This is a genomic window from Streptomyces pseudoechinosporeus (assembly GCF_054783935.1).
This window is the reverse complement of sequence record NZ_BAAGPS010000090.1, coordinates 117453-134089: the sequence shown is the minus strand read 5'-3', so window position 1 is coordinate 134089 and position 16637 is coordinate 117453. Positions and strand designations below refer to the sequence as shown.

General features: G+C 69.7%; 12 protein-coding genes. 5 read left to right on the top strand and 7 right to left on the bottom strand.

Going from position 1 to position 16637, the window contains the following annotated elements; translation table 11 throughout:
- Positions 1-212 precede the first annotated feature (212 nt).
- On the top strand, positions 213-1157 hold the full coding sequence (locus ACYVO6_RS46685) for a multicopper oxidase domain-containing protein (RefSeq protein WP_461072622.1): 945 nt from the start codon (positions 213-215) through the stop codon (positions 1155-1157).
- Between the two features lie 141 nt (positions 1158-1298).
- Positions 1299-2450 carry a PP2C family protein-serine/threonine phosphatase gene (locus ACYVO6_RS46680; protein ID WP_461072620.1) on the top strand — a complete coding sequence of 384 codons (1152 nt, stop codon included), beginning with the start codon at positions 1299-1301 and terminating at the stop codon, positions 2448-2450.
- Here the strand turns inward: ACYVO6_RS46680 and ACYVO6_RS46675 are convergent.
- Positions 2393-2866, bottom strand: a complete 474-nt coding sequence (locus ACYVO6_RS46675; RefSeq protein WP_461072618.1) for a diadenosine tetraphosphate hydrolase — start codon at positions 2864-2866, stop codon at positions 2393-2395. The genes ACYVO6_RS46680 and ACYVO6_RS46675 overlap by 58 nt on opposite strands.
- A gap of 122 nt (positions 2867-2988) precedes the next feature.
- On the opposite strand from ACYVO6_RS46675, the gene ACYVO6_RS46670 reads away from it, so the two are divergent.
- Positions 2989-4047, top strand: a complete 1059-nt coding sequence (locus ACYVO6_RS46670; protein WP_461072616.1) for a LacI family DNA-binding transcriptional regulator — start codon at positions 2989-2991, stop codon at positions 4045-4047.
- A gap of 137 nt (positions 4048-4184) precedes the next feature.
- Here ACYVO6_RS46670 and ACYVO6_RS46665 read toward each other — a convergent pair whose 3' ends face one another.
- Entirely contained in the window at positions 4185-5396 is a 1212-nt protein-coding gene (locus ACYVO6_RS46665) for a glycoside hydrolase family 64 protein (protein ID WP_461072693.1), read from the bottom strand.
- Positions 5397-5960: 564 nt separating this feature from the next.
- Between ACYVO6_RS46665 and ACYVO6_RS46660 the strand changes: the two genes are divergently transcribed.
- Together ACYVO6_RS46660 and ACYVO6_RS46655 are read left to right on the top strand one after the other, a co-directional pair.
- Positions 5961-6206, top strand: a complete 246-nt coding sequence (locus ACYVO6_RS46660) for a WhiB family transcriptional regulator (RefSeq protein ID WP_461072614.1) — start codon at positions 5961-5963, stop codon at positions 6204-6206.
- Positions 6207-6264: 58 nt separating this feature from the next.
- Positions 6265-9627, top strand: coding sequence for a hypothetical protein (locus tag ACYVO6_RS46655; protein ID WP_461072612.1), 3363 nt, complete (start codon positions 6265-6267; stop codon positions 9625-9627).
- Positions 9628-9676: 49 nt separating this feature from the next.
- Here ACYVO6_RS46655 and ACYVO6_RS46650 read toward each other — a convergent pair whose 3' ends face one another.
- From ACYVO6_RS46650 to ssgD, 5 genes are all read right to left on the bottom strand, one after another.
- Positions 9677-10654 carry an acyl-ACP desaturase gene (locus tag ACYVO6_RS46650; protein WP_461072610.1) on the bottom strand — a complete coding sequence of 326 codons (978 nt, stop codon included), beginning with the start codon at positions 10652-10654 and terminating at the stop codon, positions 9677-9679.
- 206 nt (positions 10655-10860) lie between these two features.
- Positions 10861-11637 (bottom strand): dimethylargininase, encoded by a 777-nt coding sequence (ddaH, locus tag ACYVO6_RS46645; protein ID WP_461072608.1) that lies wholly within the window; start codon positions 11635-11637, stop codon positions 10861-10863.
- Positions 11638-11759: 122 nt separating this feature from the next.
- The gene (locus ACYVO6_RS46640; protein WP_461072606.1) at positions 11760-14045 is read right to left on the bottom strand and encodes an ATP-binding cassette domain-containing protein; all 2286 of its coding nucleotides are present in this window, start codon (positions 14043-14045) and stop codon (positions 11760-11762) included.
- A 10-nt stretch (positions 14046-14055) separates the two neighbouring features.
- Positions 14056-15687 carry an ABC-F family ATP-binding cassette domain-containing protein gene (locus ACYVO6_RS46635; protein ID WP_461072604.1) on the bottom strand — a complete coding sequence of 544 codons (1632 nt, stop codon included), beginning with the start codon at positions 15685-15687 and terminating at the stop codon, positions 14056-14058.
- A 361-nt stretch (positions 15688-16048) separates the two neighbouring features.
- Positions 16049-16459, bottom strand: coding sequence for a spore wall synthesis regulator SsgD (gene ssgD / locus ACYVO6_RS46630; protein WP_461072602.1), 411 nt, complete (start codon positions 16457-16459; stop codon positions 16049-16051).
- Positions 16460-16637 lie beyond the last annotated feature (178 nt).

Genomic DNA, 16637 nt, shown 5'->3' with positions numbered 1-16637 from the left:
GATCTTTGATGCGACGCGAACCGCATGGGGTCATCCACTCCTCGTCGGTCACAACAACAGCGCCAAGGAAGCTAGACCTCTTTGCCCGTCCCGCCAATAGGTACGACCGGAATGGCACGAACTTTGTCCTGAGTGTGGAAAAACGAATGCGGTGCCGCTACCGTCTCAGCGGTTCATCTCCGTAAATTCCGTACCAGGGTGGGGAGTTCGGCATGGACAGACGCGGCTTCAACAGGCGCGTGCTGCTGGGCGGTGCGGCCGTCGCGACATCGTTGTCTCTGGCTCCCGAGTCCGTCAGTGCCGCGGAGCCGGTGAAGACCGCTCCGGCCGGCGGCGAGGTCAAGCGCATCAAGCTGTACGCCGAGAAGCTCGCCGACGGCCAGATGGGCTACGGCTACGAGAAGGGCAAGGCGTCGATCCCCGGCCCGCTCATCGAACTCAACGAGGGCGACACACTGCACATCGAGTTCGAGAACACCATGGACGTGGCGGTGAGCCTGCACGTCCACGGCCTCGACTACGAGATCACCAGCGACGGCACGAAGCAGAACAAGAGCGACGTAGAGCCGGGCGGGACGCGTACGTACACCTGGCGCACCCACGCACCCGGCCGCCGCAAGGACGGCACCTGGCGCGCGGGCAGCGCGGGTTACTGGCACTACCACGACCATGTCGTCGGCACGGAACACGGCACGGGCGGCATCCGCAAAGGGCTGTACGGTCCGGTGATCGTCCGTCGCAAGGGCGACATCCTCCCGGACGCGACCCACACGATCGTCTTCAACGACATGCTGATCAACAACAAGCCGGCGCACAGTGGCCCCAACTTCGAGGCCACGGTGGGCGACCGGGTCGAGTTCGTGGTGATCACGCACGGCGAGTACTACCACACGTTCCATATGCACGGTCACCGCTGGGCCGACAACCGCACGGGGATGCTGACCGGCCCCGACGACCCGAGTCAGGTGCTGGACAACAAGATCACGGGGCCTGCTGACTCGTTCGGGTTTCAGGTGATCGCGGGGGAGGGGGTCGGGGCGGGGGCGTGGATGTACCACTGCCATGTCCAGAGCCACTCGGACATGGGGATGGTGGGGTTGTTCCTCGTGAAGAAGGCGGACGGGACGATTCCCGGGTACGAGCCGCACGAGCACTAAGGACACGGCGGCGTTGAGTGGAACACTCGACTCCGGTGAGTCAGGCTGGTGGCCATGCGGTCACTCTTCCGCTCATCCAGCCCCTCAGGAGCGGGCGGTCACAGTCGGGTCCTCTTCAGGCTCGGGCAGTGTCTGCCGTTCGTGATCGTACTGTTCGCACTGGGCATCGAGCTCTCGCCCGCACACGATGTGATCACCGGTCCCATCCTCGCCGCGATCCCGGCACTGGCGGCGCTGACGTTGGGACCGAAAGGCACCCTCGCGGCAGCGACGGGAGCTCTCTCCGTCACCGTGATCACGGCCACCCTCCACCAGAGCTGGGGTGGCCAGGTCTACAGCAACCTCCTGTCCCTCATCGTGGTGTCAGTGGCCAGTGTCACGATGAGTAGTGCCGTACGTGCGCGAAGGCAGAGTGAGCTGGACCAGGTTCGCCGGATCGCCGAGGCGGCACAACGAGTCCTGCTGAGACGGGTGCCGGCCCGGCTGGGGCCGGTGCGGATGGCCAGCCTGTACCTCGCGGCGGAGGCGGGAGCCCAGATCGGCGGCGATCTCTACGCGGTCTCGCAGACCCGCTACGGGGTCCGGATGATCATGGGCGACGTCCGCGGCAAGGGGCTGCCCGCCGTGCGCCTCGCCGCCGTCGTCCTGGGCGCGTTCCGCGAGGCCGTCCACTACGAGGACGAACTGGTGGAGGTCGTGAACCACTGCGCGGCCGCGTTGGAACGGGAGTGCGCCGTGCCGAGCGCGATCGATCCGACCGCTGCGGAACACGAGGCCGAGGATTTCGTCACGGCGGTCGTGGTCGAGGTGTCCGACAGCTTCGTGGTCCAGGTGATCAACCGCGGCCATCCGCCACCGCTGTTGCTGCGCCGGGGCAAGGTCGAGGCCTTGATGCCCGCCTCACCCCTGCCGCCCCTGGGGCTGGAGGAATTCATCACCGTTCCTCCTGCCAAGGCGGAGAGCTACCCGTTCACGCCCGGTGACCGTCTGCTGCTGCACACCGACGGCGTGATCGAAGCGCGCAGCCCTGACGACGGTTTCTTCGCCCTGCCCGAGGCCATGGAAGCGGCGCATACGTGCAGCACGCCGGAGTTCCTGGAACAACTGCACCGGGGGTTGATCCGCCACACCGGCGGTTACCTGGCGGACGATGCGGCGATGCTCCTCGTGGAACGACTCGAGTCGGCGGATCACCATGAAGCGCCGACGGGTGGACGGGCGGCGACCCCGACGCCTCAGGACACCAGTCCGTCCAGTTCCTCACCGATCACCTCACACAGGGCGTCGTGCTGAGGACCAAGCGCATACCGCTCGTCGCTCCACCACTCTCGCGGATACAGCCACACGGGCCTCCGCACGAGATCGGCCGGCTCCCAGTCGAACCGCGGCCACACATGCGCATGCAGGAACAGATCGGTGTTCCCCAGAATCTCCAGGTTGACGCGGCGAAAGGCCGGGTCCAGCCGCTTGCAGATGCGTTCGACAGCCTCACCCAGCCTGTCCATGTCGGCCAGGAACGCCAGCCGCTTGCCCCGGGGAAGCTCCGACAGCCGCTGCACCGCAGGATCGTCCGCGAGGAGCACCGAGTATCCCGGGAGGAACTGAACGTCCCCGATCACCGCGAACCCGGCTTCCAGCCTCCGGAGCACCGTGGGATTCCCGCCCCGAAGCGCGCTGCCGATCCGGTCGCTCCGCCAGTCATCAGTCATGATCGGACCCTGCCCCCGACGGGGCCACTCGATGTGGATCCAGCAGGATCAGGGAGCGCTCTCAGCGATGCGGCGACCAGGAGTTATCCTGACCCGGAACCGCTGCCCTGAGGAGTTCCGAGGTGTCCGAGTCGTCGACCGCGTCGCGCCCCACGTTGGAGGCGGTGGCGGCCCGGGCGGGGGTTTCCCGGGCCACCGCGTCGCGTGTCGTCAACGGCGGGGACGGGGTGCGGGAGCCCCTCGTCGAGCGGGTCAGGCGGGCCGTCGAAGAGCTCGGTTACGTCCCGAACCAGGCCGCGCGCAGCCTCGTCACCCGGCGGCACGACGCGGTCGCCGTGGTGATCGCCGAACCCGAGACCAGGGTCTTCGCCGACCCCTTCTTCGCGCTCCAACTCCGGGGCATCAGCAAGGAGTTGACCGCGCATGACTCCCAGCTCGTACTGCTGCTCACCGAGGGCCGCGACGACCATGCGCGGGTGGGCCGCTATCTGGCCGGCGGCCATGTCGACGGCGCGCTCGTCTTCTCCCTGCACCTCGACGACCCGCTGCCCGAACTGATCCATGGCGCCGGCGTGCCGACCGTGTTCGGCGGGCGGCCCGGCTGGGGCGGCGGGACGCGCAGCGCGGTCTACGTCGACAGCGACAACCGCGGTGGCGCACGCGAGGCCGTACGCCATCTCGCCGCGCTCGGCCGTACGCGCATCGCCCACATCACCGGCGCCCTCGACCAGACCTCGGCGGTCGACCGGCTCGACGGGTTCCGTGACGTCATGGTGGACGCCGACCCCCGGCTGATCGCGGAGGGCGACTTCACCCCGGCGGGCGGCGAGCGCGCGATGCGTCAACTTCTGGACGGTTGCCCGGACTTGGACGGTGTGTTCGCCGCGAATGACTTGATGGCTTCGGGGGCTCTGCGGGTTTTGCGGGAGCGGGGGCTTCGGGTACCCGAGGATGTCGCGTTGATCGGGTTCGATGACATGTTGCCGGTTGCGGAGCAGACCGACCCATCTCTTACGACGGTTCGTCAGGACATCGAGGAGATGGGCCGGTTGATGGCTCGGCTGCTGTTGCGGGGGCTGAGCTCTGCCGGGTCCGCCGGCGCGGGCTCGCAGGAGGGCTTGGTGGGGGCGCCCTCCAGCGTTGTCCTGCCGACGACGTTGGTGCGGCGCGCCTCCGCGTAGGGTTTCGCGAACGCGTCTGCCCCGCAGGGTAGTAGGGCGCGGGCTCGTTGTGGCTGGTCGCGCCCGCGTGGCGGAGCCGCATATTGATACAGCCCCGCGCCCCTGAAGGGGCGCCCCCTGACCGCTGCCTACCAGGGCTAAGAACCCACCGTCACCGTGAACCGTCGCGGGTTCCCGTCATGTGCCGCCCCCGACACGTCCGGTTCGCCGTCCGGGCGGACGTCGTCGTACGGAAAGGCGTAGCCGATGGGGGAGTTGGCGTGCACCACACGCGACCAGTGGTTGGTGATCTCACCCTTGTAGTAGTCGGCCGCTGTCGCACCGTTCGGCTGAGAGGCGTGCGTGAGCATGATGGAGCGGTTGAAGCCGGCGGCGAGGCGGGCGAGGAGGCCCTTCTTGTCGTCGGGGTCGCTCGGGTTGTTGGTGAACGGGCCGTGGTTGCAGGTGAAGATGTCCTTCGACGTGGGCTTGGCGAAGGTGTGGCCGCCGTTGAAGGTGAGGGTGTCGCCGCTGACCCGGCCGGTGAACACGCCCCGCCCGCCCTGGAGATCGATCTTGAGATCGGTCGTACGGTACTTCTCCCAGACCTGGTCGATATAGCTGTTCCAGACGTCGCGGAACGGCATTTCGGCGGGGCGGTCGAAGTAGGGCGCCATCAGGTTCTGCGGGGAGATCACCCGCAGTACGCTGCCGCCGTCGCCCCGGATGACGAGCTTGTCCCAGGGCTGTCCGTCCTTCGCCGCCTGCGCCGCGAGATCCGACGCGATCTTGTCGACGGCGCCGTCGGGCAGCGGGGCGACGGTGTGCGTGGCATCGCCCTCCAGGGTCAGGCCGATCGGCAGGGCGGTCACCAGGTCGACGTAACTGATGTTGGCGTACAGCTGCTGGGGGTTGAACGTGAACTCGCAGAACGACCACGTCTTGCCGTAGTTCGCGTCGGTGGGCGTGGCGAAGGCGGGTTCGACCAGGGCGGGACCCGGGTTGAGGAAGAAGTCGAGCGTGTCGTCGCGTACGAAGTAGACGCGGGCGCCGTACATCTGAGGCAGCGTCAACACCTTCGGTGCGGAACCGGCGGCGCCGAGCGGGATGGCGCAGTCGACGGGCAGCGGGGTCTGGGGCGCCGAGGGCGACTCGGGCCGGTAGACGGCACCGTCGGCCCGCAGTAGTACCCAGTTGCCGGTGGACTGCTCGTGCCCGGTGACGTATGCGCGGATCGTGCCCGGCAACGAGGCGTTCTGCAGGGCGAGTTCGCAGGTGGCGGGGGCGGCCTGGGCGGCAGGGCTGAGAGCGCTTCCCCAGGCGGGGTAGCTGGCGGCGGTTCCTAGGGCGGCGGCTCCGGTCAGGAACATTCTGCGTGAGATCACGGAAGGTCTCCTGGGGCGTGGGGGGTTGCCGAGCGGGCCGATGTGTGTGGGGATCGGCCCGGCTCCTGCGGTCTGCACCAATGTCCCCAGGGGGAGTTGAGGCGTCAAGGGTTATGACTGAGAGCGCTCTCGGAATCTTCCTCCGTTCAGAAGTTGACCGCACCCGGAATAAGCCCGCACCCCAACGGACCCGCACCTGCCCACCGGCGGGAGGGGCCGTGGGCCGGTGCGTCGTATGCCCGTCGCGTAGGTTCGGTCTCAGGCCACCCGCACCGTGTACCGACACCGGGCCGTACGCCCGGCCTGCGACGGGCTGACGCACTGGCCCACGGCCCCGACCCACCCACCGGACCCCAGGGGCGCGGGGAACGGCGCGAGCAACCACCACGCACCCGCACCCGGCAAACCGCCGGAGGCACCCCGCGGGGAACGGCGCGAGCAACCACGACGGACCGGCAGCCGACAACGAACCCACCCGCCCAACCGCCGGAGGCACCCGTTGATCCCACGTTGAGCGAACGTTTTTCGTTGCCCGGAACCATCTCCGCCATGCACTTCGAAAGCATCGCCGCACCCGACCTCTCCTGGCAGGAGCAGGCGTTGTGCGCGCAGACCGGGGCCGACTTCTTCTTTCCCGAACCGGGGAGTTCGGTGCGTGAGGCGAAGCGTATCTGTGGGCTGTGCGAGATGCGGTCCGCCTGCCTTGAGTACGCGCTCGCGAACGACGAACGGTTCGGCGTCTGGGGCGGCCTGTCCGAGAAGGAACGGCTCAGCCTCCGGCGGACGCGGCAGTAGACCTCCGTTTCTCGGAATTCAGTCCGCGTGGCAGCCATGAGCATGCAGAATCCAGCGCATGCCCAGCACCCCGCAGCACGAGGCCGAGAGCTTGCTGAACGTCCTCGACCCGCTTCCGTATCCGCAGCGTATGCGCGAACTCGCCGCGCGTGTACGGGACTTGCGCCACCCGCTGCGGCCCGTGCTGGAGGCACTCGAAGCCCGCGGCCCCTACGAGCGCGGGATCGCCGTCGTCGCGGCGTCCGTCGCCCGTGACGCCGAGTGGATCGCCGAACGCGTCGCCGACCCCGATCCGTACGTCCGGGGACACGCGCTGTGCGTCGCCGACAGCCTTCAAGTTGCCGACTCCGTCTACGAGTCGGCGCTCGCGGACGCGCCCGAGGCCATCCGTCGCGGGCTGCTGCGCGCGATCGTGGCCGGGCGGCGCACCACGCTCGCCGACCGGCTGATCGACGGTCTGCGACGTGACTGGGGCGACGCCGAGGCGGCCCGACTGCTGCCCGGCTGTTCGGCGGACACGATCGCCCGGCTGCTGCCCGAGCTGTTCCACGCGGTCACCGGATGGCGGCAGCTCGCCAGACGGCATCCCGGTGCTCTTCTCGACGTGGCGGAACGGGAGTTGACCGGCCTGCCCGAGGCGATGCGCGGCGCCTGGTGGGCCCGTTACGCGGTCGCCGTCGCCGCCGTGGCGCCCGCCGAGCCCCTGCGCGTGCTCGACCTCCTCGAACGCCTCGGCCCCGCGACCCTGCCCCACCAACTCCGCGACCACGTACCCGCGTTCGCCACCGCCGACCCACAGCGCGTGGTGCGGCTGCTCCTCACGCCCGCCTGGTCCGGCGTCCTCGGCGTCCACTCGATGAGCGCCACCGTGCGGCGTCGGCTGGCCCGCTCCGGGGCGCCCGAACTCGTCGCGTACGGCAGGACGTTGGTGCCGTACGGCAGCCTTCCCCCGCTCCTCAGGGCGTTGCCGCCCGCGCAGCGGCACGCCTTCTACACCGAGGTGTACGAGGGCCGGGGCGCCGGGCCGCTCGACGAGAGCCTTCTCGAAGCGCTGCCCCGCAGCCATGTCGCCGACGAGGCCCGCCGGATGGCCACGACGCTGCGCGAAGGCGGCAGCCGGGAGATCCAGGTGCTGCGCTTCGAATCCTTCCTGCCCGTCGCCGAGGTGCGCGAACGGCTCGTCGAGGCCACCCGACGTCCGGCCGCCGAGGACCGCGTCGAGGCCTGGTCGTTCCTGATCCGCAACGCGGACCGCTCCGGCGACCCTGAGGCCGTCACCGCCGTACTGGAGGAGATGGGGCGGCTGCGCAACGAGCAGGACCCGGTGCGCGAGGCGGCGCTCGGAGCGCTCTGCCGGGTCAGGCCCGCGCTGTTCACCGAGGACGCCGAACCGCACCTCGACCGCATCGCCGTCGACGCCGTCCAGGCCCCCGACTCCTCGTCCGACACCCGGTACCACCTGAGCCGGCTCGCCGTCGGTGTGCTGCGCGAGCACGCGGCAAGCGGGCGACGGGAGTTGGTGAACTGGGCGCTGCGCACCCTGGTGCGGATCTCCGGCAACACCGGCGACACCGATCTCGGCCGCCTCGACCACACGCTGCGGCGTGGCCAGGAACACCAGGTGTACGAGGCGCTGCGCCCCTGGATCGAGGCGGGTGCCGAGAAGTCCGACTACAGCCTCGCCTTCGCGCTCACCCGAGCCGTGGGCCGACGCGCCGTCGGCATGCCCGAGCTGCAGGAACTCCTGTGGCAGGCCATCCGCTACGGCAGTGACACGACCGCGCGCGAGGCGGTCGACCTGTGGCTCGATCCGCACGCGACCCAGGGCGAGAGGGTGGCACGGATCCTCGCCCTTGAGCCGTCCGCCGGTGCGCTGCCGACGGTCCAGGCGATCGTCACCCGGTGCCGTACGGACCTGCTCGACCCTCTGCTGGCAGACACCCCGCCGTACGGTCGGTTCCTGACCAAGGGCAGCCCGTGGGCCGTATGGGTGGACCGCGACATCCGGCGCTGGGTGCCGCGTCAACAGCAGGCGGTGGCCCGACAGTTGGCGGCCCTTGCCGAGGACGACGGGCTCCTGCTGTACCAGCGGACCGCGGCCGTCGAGCAGAGTGCGCTCGTGCCGGGCATCGGCGCCGATCTCGTACGCCGCTGGACCGACTCCGAGGACGACGTCCTCACCGAGGCAGCCCTCGCCGCCCTCGCCGACACCGACCGGCCCGCCGACGCGCTGCCCGAACTGCTCGCGCACGCGGGCGGCGAGCACGCGCGCGTGGCGGTGTACGCGGCCACACAGGCGTCCCGGTACGCGGCGCCGTCTCTCCTCGCCGAGCAACTCCGCGCCATGCTGCTCGGACCGGACGCCAAAGTGACCAGCCGCAAGGAGGCCGCCCGCCTGGCCGCCGTACGCATCCCAGTGCCGCGGGCGGCGGAGCTGCTCACGGAGGCGTACGCACGGGAGGGCACCCATCGCGACGTACGCGCCGCCTGCGTCGCCTTCGCGGGCCCGCTGCTCGCCGAGGAGGCGGTGTGGGGGCTGTTGGGCGATGCCGCGGGCGCGGAACCCGTCCTGCGCACGGCTGTTCTGCGCGTCTCGCCGCTGGATCTTTCCGAGCCGCACCGCGAGCGGTACGCCCGCCTGGTGCGCGACGTCTGCGACACCGACGACCCGGAGACGGCGACCGTGGCCTTCGACGCGCTGGCCCGCTGGGCGCCGTGGTCGCCGGACGCGCCGACGGTGCTGGCCGACGCCGCCGCGAACCTGGCGGAGCGCGTCTCCTGGCACGCCGCCGCGAACGGCCTCGTGACGGCCGCGGCGGGATCGGAGCGGGGCGGCGAGGGCTTGCTACGGGCGTTGCGGGCGCTGGCGGGGACGGAGAGTGCGCCCCCGACCGTGGAGGCCCTGCACGACGCCGAGGAACTTCGCGACCGCCCCGCCCGCCGCCGTATCGAAAGCCTCCGCCTCCGCCTCGGCCATCAGGCCAGATCCGCCCCGCGCCCCATTCGCCCTGCCGCCCTCGCCGCGAGTGAACTCCTCGCGGAGTACGACGACTTCGTTCCGCAGGCCGCCGAGATCACCGCGTTCCACCTGGACCTGGACGCGGACCTGGAGCGGCTGGACCGCCTGGCCGCTCTCACCGAGGGCCGCCCGGCGCTTGCGGCCCGCATGGCACAGGAGGTCGGCGAGCGGCTGCGTCGCCAGGTGCACGAGGGCGACCCCGAGGCCCTGCTGCACGTGACCCGCCGCCTGATCGCCCACGGCGGCCACGCCCAAGGCTTGCTCGCCGTAGCCCTCACCGGTGCCCTCGGCATCCGTACAGCCTGGCCCGCTACTTGGCGCGAACACCTCAGGCTGCTACGCCGTCACGCACTGCCCGACGTCCGCGACGCAGCACTGGGCGTGGTCACGGCGCACGAATAGCGCCCGGCCGTTGGGCCGGGCGCTTGAGGGAGGGGCGTGGGCCGGGTGCTCACGCCTGGGCGCGCGCCGCCATCCTGGCCTTGCGCGCCGCCAGCTTCTCGTCGAACTTGGACGCCTCCGCGTCCAGGCCGCCCATGTACAGGCCGAGTTCCTCCTGCGCCTTGAGGCCCTCCGGGCCGAGACCGTCGATCTCCAGGACCTTCAGGAAGCGCAGCACGGGCTGGATGACGTCGTCGTGGTGGATGCGCATGTTGTAGACCTCGCCGATCGCCATCTGCGCGGCGGCCCGCTCGAAGCCGGGCATCCCGTGACCGGGCATGCGGAAGTTCACGATCACGTCGCGCACCGCCTGCATCGTCAGGTCGGGCGCGAGGTCGAAGGCCGCCTTCAGCAGGTTGCGGTAGAAGACCATGTGGAGGTTCTCGTCGGTCGCGATGCGCGCCAGCATGCGGTCGCAGACCGGGTCACCCGACTGGTGGCCGGTGTTGCGGTGCGAGACGCGGGTCGCCAGCTCCTGGAAGGCGACGTAGGCCACCGAGTGCAGCATCGAGTGGCGGTTGTCCGACTCGAAGCCCTCGCTCATGTGGGCCATGCGGAACTGCTCCAGCTTGTCCGGGTCCACCGCGCGCGAGGTGAGCAGGTAGTCCCGCATCACGATGCCGTGCCGGCCCTCCTCGGCCGTCCAGCGGTGCACCCAGGTGCCCCACGCGCCGTCACGGCCGAAGAGGCTGGCGATCTCGTGATGGTAGCTGGGGAGGTTGTCCTCGGTGAGCAGGTTCACCACCAGCGCGATCCGGCCGATCTCGGTGACCTTGGACTGCTCCTTCTCCCAGGCCTCGCCGTCCTCGAAGATGCCCGGGAAGTTCCGGCCGTCGCTCCACGGCACGTACTCGTGCGGCATCCAGTCCTTGGCGACCTTCAGGTGCCGGTTGAGCTCTTGCTCGACAACTTCCTCCAGCGCGTACAGCAGACGAGCGTCGGTCCAGGCGGAGGACGGGCTGCCGAGGTGAGGGGAAGTGATCGTCATGGGTGCTCCAGGGGGACGTACGAGCGGAGGGCACGAACCTACGGCATCGTAGGCTACGAGACCGTAGGTTACGGCACCGTAGGTTAAGGGCGCTATAAAAGCCCGCCACAAGGGTGAACGGCCCCTGAACAGCGGGATCTTCGCCTGTAAGCCTGCCTCACACGGACCCGCAGGTCCCCGGCGGGGTGGCCGCCCCGGCCGGTCGGTCAGGCATAGAGCTCCCGCAGCCGGACCGAGAGGCACGTCACACAGCCCTCGAGCTTCTCGAACTCGCTGATGTCCACGAGGACCGGTTCATGGCCGAGATCGGCGAACAGTTCGGCGGTCTTGGGCGCGCTCGCCGCCATCAGCAGCTTTCCGCCGCCCAGGAGCACGACATGGGCGCCGGACTCCTCCGGCACCGACAGGAAGCGCGGGAACAGCGAAGGCGTGTCCACCAGCGGCCCGTGCCCGATGACCGTGCCGTCGGGCAGCGCGGTGACCGCCGACTTCAGATGCAGCACCTTGCTCACCGGTACGGCGACCACGCGGGCGCCGAGCGGTTCGAAGGCGGCCCGCAGCTGCTGGATGCCCGCCGCGTTGGTACGCCCGCCGCGCCCCACATACACGGTGTCGCCGATCTTCAGGACGTCGCCGCCGTCGAGCGTGCCCGGCTCCCACACCCAGTTCACCGAGCAGCCGAGCCGGGCCACGGCCTCCTCGACCCCGGCGGTCTCCTCACGCCGCGACTCGGCGCCCGGGCGCGCGATGAGCGCCACGTTGCGGAAGACGACCACCGTGTCCTCCACGAACACCGAGTCGGGACAGTCGTCCTCGGGCTCCACCTCGATGGTCTCCCAGCCGTGCGCGCCCAGCGCCTCGACGTACGCCTCCCACTGCCGCATCGCGAGCTCGGCGTCGACCGGTTCCCGCTCGATGTACGTGACCAGTCCTTCGGCCAGTCGGGGGCTGGGTCGGCGGATGAGGGCCTTCTGGCTGGGCACGCGCGGGTCTCCGAATCGAAGGGGTTCGCAGGGGTGTATCCGCACATCATGCAGCCCGTGTCCCACCCGGCGACAGCCCCCATGGTCAGCGCTTCGGCGCCGGGCCCGCGTACCCCTCCGGCTCAGCCCGTGCCGACCGCCCGTCGCAGGTGTTCGGCCGTGAACGATCCCGCCACGTCGAGCAGCCGACGCGGCGGTCCTTCGAAGATCACCTGTCCGCCGTCCTTGCCTCCGTCGGGCCCGAGGTCGATGACCCAGTCGGCGTGCGCAACGACGTCCAGGTTGTGCTCGACCACCAGCACAGTGTTGCCGGTGTCGACCAGCCGGTCGAGGAGGGCGAGCAGCCCGTCGACGTCCGACATGTGCAGCCCGGTCGTCGGCTCGTCCAGTACGTACACCGCCCCGGTCCGATGCAACCGGGTCGCCAGTTTGATCCGCTGCCGCTCCCCTCCGGAGAGCGTGGACAGGGACTGACCCAGGGCCAAGTACGTGAGCCCCACGTCCCGCAGGGCGCGCAGACGGCGGCGTACGCCCGTGTCCGTGAAGAACTCCAGGGCCTGATCGGCCGTCATCTCCAGTACGTCGACGATGGAGTTGCCGCCCACGGTCAGCCGCAGCACCTCGTCCTTGAAGCGCCGTCCCTCGCAGTCGGGGCAGGTCGTGGTCACCGGATCCATGAACGCGAGATCCGTGTAGCTGATTCCGCGCCCCTGACAAGTCCCGCACGCGCCTTCGGAGTTGAAGCTGAACAGCCCTGGCGCGGTTCCCGTCTCCCGCGCGAAGATCCTTCGTACGGTGTCCATGACGCCGAGGTACGTCGCCGGGGTGGACCGCGCCGAGATGCCGATGGACGACTGGTCGACGACGACCGCGTCCGGGTGGGCGGCCGTGAACGCCTGAGAGACGAGCGTGCTCTTGCCGGAGCCCGCGACGCCGGTCACCACGGTCAGTACACCGGTGGGGAACTCGACCGTGACGTCCCGCAAATTGTGCAAGTCTGCGCCCTTCACCCACAGCCCGCCGGTGGCCTGCCGGGTCCGCTCCTTGAGCTGGGTGCGGCGGCGCAGACAGCGGCCCGTGGGGGTGTCGGCCGCCGCCAGCTCGTCCGGTGTTCCCTCGAACACCACCCGCCCGCCGGCCGCACCCGCCCCGGGCCCCAGGTCCACGACATGGTCGGCGAGGGCGATGACGTCCGGGTCGTGCTCGACGACCAGCACGGTGTTCCCCTTGTCACGCAGCCGCAGCAGCAGATCGCCGAGGCGCCCCACATCGCGCGGGTGCAGCCCGACGCTCGGTTCGTCGAAGATGTACGTCATCCCGGTCAGGCTCGAGCCGAGATGCCGCACCGTCTTCAGGCGCTGGCCCTCGCCGCCGGAGAGCGTGGCGGTCTCCCGGTCGAGGCTGAGGTAGCCGAGCCCGATCGCCTCGATCCGCTCCAGCGAGGCCACGGCCGCGCCCGCGATCGGCCCGGCGACGGGGTCGTCGATGTCCTTCAGTACCGCGATCAGGTCGCTGACCTGCATCCGGGTGCAGTCGGCGATGGACAGGCCGCCGACGCGGGTGGCGAGCGCCGCCGCGTTCAGCCGTGCCCCGTGGCACACCGGGCAGGTGTCCTCCGTCAGGAAACCCTGCACCTGGTCGCGGGTCTTCTGGCTGAGCGCCGACAGGTCCCGCTTGAGGTACAACCGCTCGAAGCGGTCGGCGAGTCCCTCGTAGTCGGTGCTCCAACTGCCGTCCGAGTTGTTGATGGTGACCTTGCTCCCGGGGCGCCCGCACAGCAGGAACTCCCGCTCGGCAGCGGTGAATTGGCGTACCGGCTTGTGCGGGTCCAGCTCCGTGGTGTTCGTGTACGCCTGCCCCTGCCAGGTCCCCGCGGCGAACGGCGGGAAGCGGATCGCGCCGTCCGCGAGCGACCGGTCCGGGTCCAGGATGCGGTCCCAGTCGGGCCGGACCGTGCGCCCGAGGCCGTCGCACTCGGGGCACATGCCCGACGGATCGTTGAACGAGTACGCGGTCGCCGGACCCGCGCTCGGCGTGCCGTACCGCGAGAACAGCACCCGGATCACCGAGTACACGTCCGTCATCGTGCCCACGGTGGACCGGGAGTGACCGCCGACCGGCCGCTGGTCGACGACGATCGCGGGTGAGAGATCGTCGATGGCCTCCGCGTGCGGCCGCTCGTACTTCGGCAGCCGGTTGCGGATGAACCAGGTGAAGGTCTCGTTCAGCTGCCGCTGCGACTCGACCGCGATCGTGTCGAAGACGACGGACGACTTCCCCGACCCCGAAACGCCGGTGAAGACGGTCAGCCGGCCTTTCGGGATACGGAGAGTGACATCGCGGAGGTTGTTCTCCCGGGCTCCTTTGACCTGGATGAACTGATGAAGACCGGTGGTCAGTTGGCTCATACCGGCGAAGCTAGCCGGGATACCCGACAGCTTCTGGCGTGGTTTCCTTGAGTTCTCCTTCCAGCAGCAGCCAGCGTGTGATCCCGATCGACTCCAGGAACGGCACATCGTGGCTCGCCACGATCAGCGCGCCCTCGTACGACTCCAGGGCCGAGGTCAGCTGCCGCACGCTCGCCATGTCGAGGTTGTTCGTCGGCTCGTCGAGCATCAGCAGCTGGGGTGCGGGCTCGGCCAGGATCAGGGCGGCCAGCGTTGCCCGGAAGCGTTCGCCGCCGGAGAGGGTCGCGGCGCGCTGGTCGGCGCGGGCGCCCTTGAACAGGAAGCGGGCGAGGCGGGCCCGGATCCGGTTGTTGGTGGCGCTCGGCGCGAAGCGCGCCACGTTCTCGGCGACGGTCAGTTCGTCGTCCAGTACGTCGAGCCGTTGCGGCAAGAAGCGCAGGGGTACGTGGGCGCGGGCCTCCCCGGAGGCCGCGTCGAGTTCCCCCGCGATCGTCCGCAGCAGCGTCGTCTTGCCCGCGCCGTTCCGTCCGATCAGCGCGATCCGCTCGGGGCCGCGCAGCTCGAAGCCGCCGGCCACGCGGGCTCCGTACCGCAACTCCAAGTCCTGGAGCGTGAGTACGGTGCGGCCGGGCGGCACCGCCGTGTATGGGAGCTCCACGCGGATCTCGTCGTCGTCCCGTACGGCGTCGACTGCCTCGTCGAGGCGTTCCTTGGCCTCGGCGAGCTTGTCCTCGTGCATGATGCGGTGCTTGCCGGCGGACACCTGGGCCGCGCGTTTGCGTGCCCCCATGACGATCTTCGGCTCGCGCTTCTGCTCGAACATCTTCTGGCCGTATTTCTTGCGACGGGCCAACTTGACCTGCGCGTCGGCCAGTTCGCGCTTCTGCTTCTTCATGTCGGCCTCGGCGACGCGCACCATGCGCTCGGCCGCCTCCTGCTCGGTGGCGAGGGCCTCCTCGTACGCGGAGAAGTTGCCGCCGTACCAAGTGACCTGGCCGGAGTGAAGATCCGCGATCTGGTCGACCAGTTCGAGGAGTTCACGGTCGTGGCTGACCACGACCATCACTCCCGACCAGGCCTCGACCGCCGCGTACAGACGCTGACGGGCGTACAGGTCGAGGTTGTTGGTGGGCTCGTCCAGGAGGAGTACGTCGGGTCGGCGCAGGAGCAGCGCGGCCAGGCGCAGCAGGACGGACTCGCCGCCCGAGACCTCGCCGATGGTGCGGTCCAACTCGATGTGGCCGAGGCCGAGTTCGCCGAGTGTAGCGAGGGCGCGTTCCTCTACGTCCCAGTCGTCGCCGACGACGTCGAAGTGGTGCTCGGCGACGTCGCCCGCCTCGATGGCGTGCAGCGCGGCGCGTTTGGCGGCGATGTCGAGTGCCTCGTCGACGCGCAGTGAGGTGTCGAGGGCGACGTTCTGCGGCAGATAGCCGACCTCGCCCGCCACCCGGAAGGTGCCGTCGGTCGGGGTGAGCTGCCCGGCGATCAGCTTCAACAGGGTTGATTTCCCTGATCCGTTGACGCCGACGAGCCCGGTTCTGCCGGGTCCGAAGGCCACCTGCAGATCGTCGAAGACGGTGGTGCCGTCCGGCCAGGCGAAGCGGAGGGAGGTGCAGGTGATAGCGGTGGGGGAGGTTGACATGGGGCCTCGCGGTTGCTTGATGCGGTCAGGGCAACGCGTATCGAGACACCGGCAGGCACCGGCAGGGCACCGGGAGGCGACGACGGCCGAAAGGACGGGCAGGAGTCCTGGAGGTCCGGGGAAGGTCCCGCTCCGGAGGACGGCTCGTATGCCGAGGTCGCACGCGGCGCACACACGCAGACAGGTGTGGCGCGGTGTCTCAGGACCTCAGACGAGCAACGTCCTTCTCCAATCGACGGCAACAGAACCGCTGTACACCGTAGGAGGGGGCTCAGTTCGTGTCAACGAATTAACGGAACTGAGCCGTGCACACGCTCGTCCGCCGCGCCGCGCGGGAGCTGCTGGACGCGGGGACGAGGGATCAGCCGGCGTCCCGCAGCAGTTCGGCGAGGGCGTGGTCCAGGTCCTGGTGCTCCAGGCCGAGCGGCACCAGCTCCGTCGTGCTCTGCAGGAAGCGCCGCAGCTCGCCCGCGCGGACATGCACCACGGCGGTGCCCTCGGGAGCGTGGAACTCCAGGACGATGCGGTCGTATCCGTAGGGCCGGACCCGTACGTCGCCGTCACCCACCGGCTCCTCCAGACCTGAGACGAGCAGCTCGCGGGCGAAGGTCCAGCACACGTCCACGCCTTCGAGCGTGGCCGGGGCCGGGAAGGTCATACGGACGGCGAACGGTTCACGGGGGTCGTAGTGGAGCGCCGCGGGAATGCTCGGCATCCGCGGCGCGGCGGCGACGAGGCGGGCCTCGACAGGCTGCTCGATGACAGTGGACAACGCCTGCTCCCTTGTGACGGCTTGACGAACGGTGAACGGATGACGCCGGTCACTTGAAGAGACGACAGAATCAGCCATTCCGTGCTCACGAAGACGCACTTAGTTCGAGTGACCTGTGTCACCGCCTTCAATCACCGAAGTGGCCGCCACTGTCCCTTGGGGGCATCTGGACGCCACC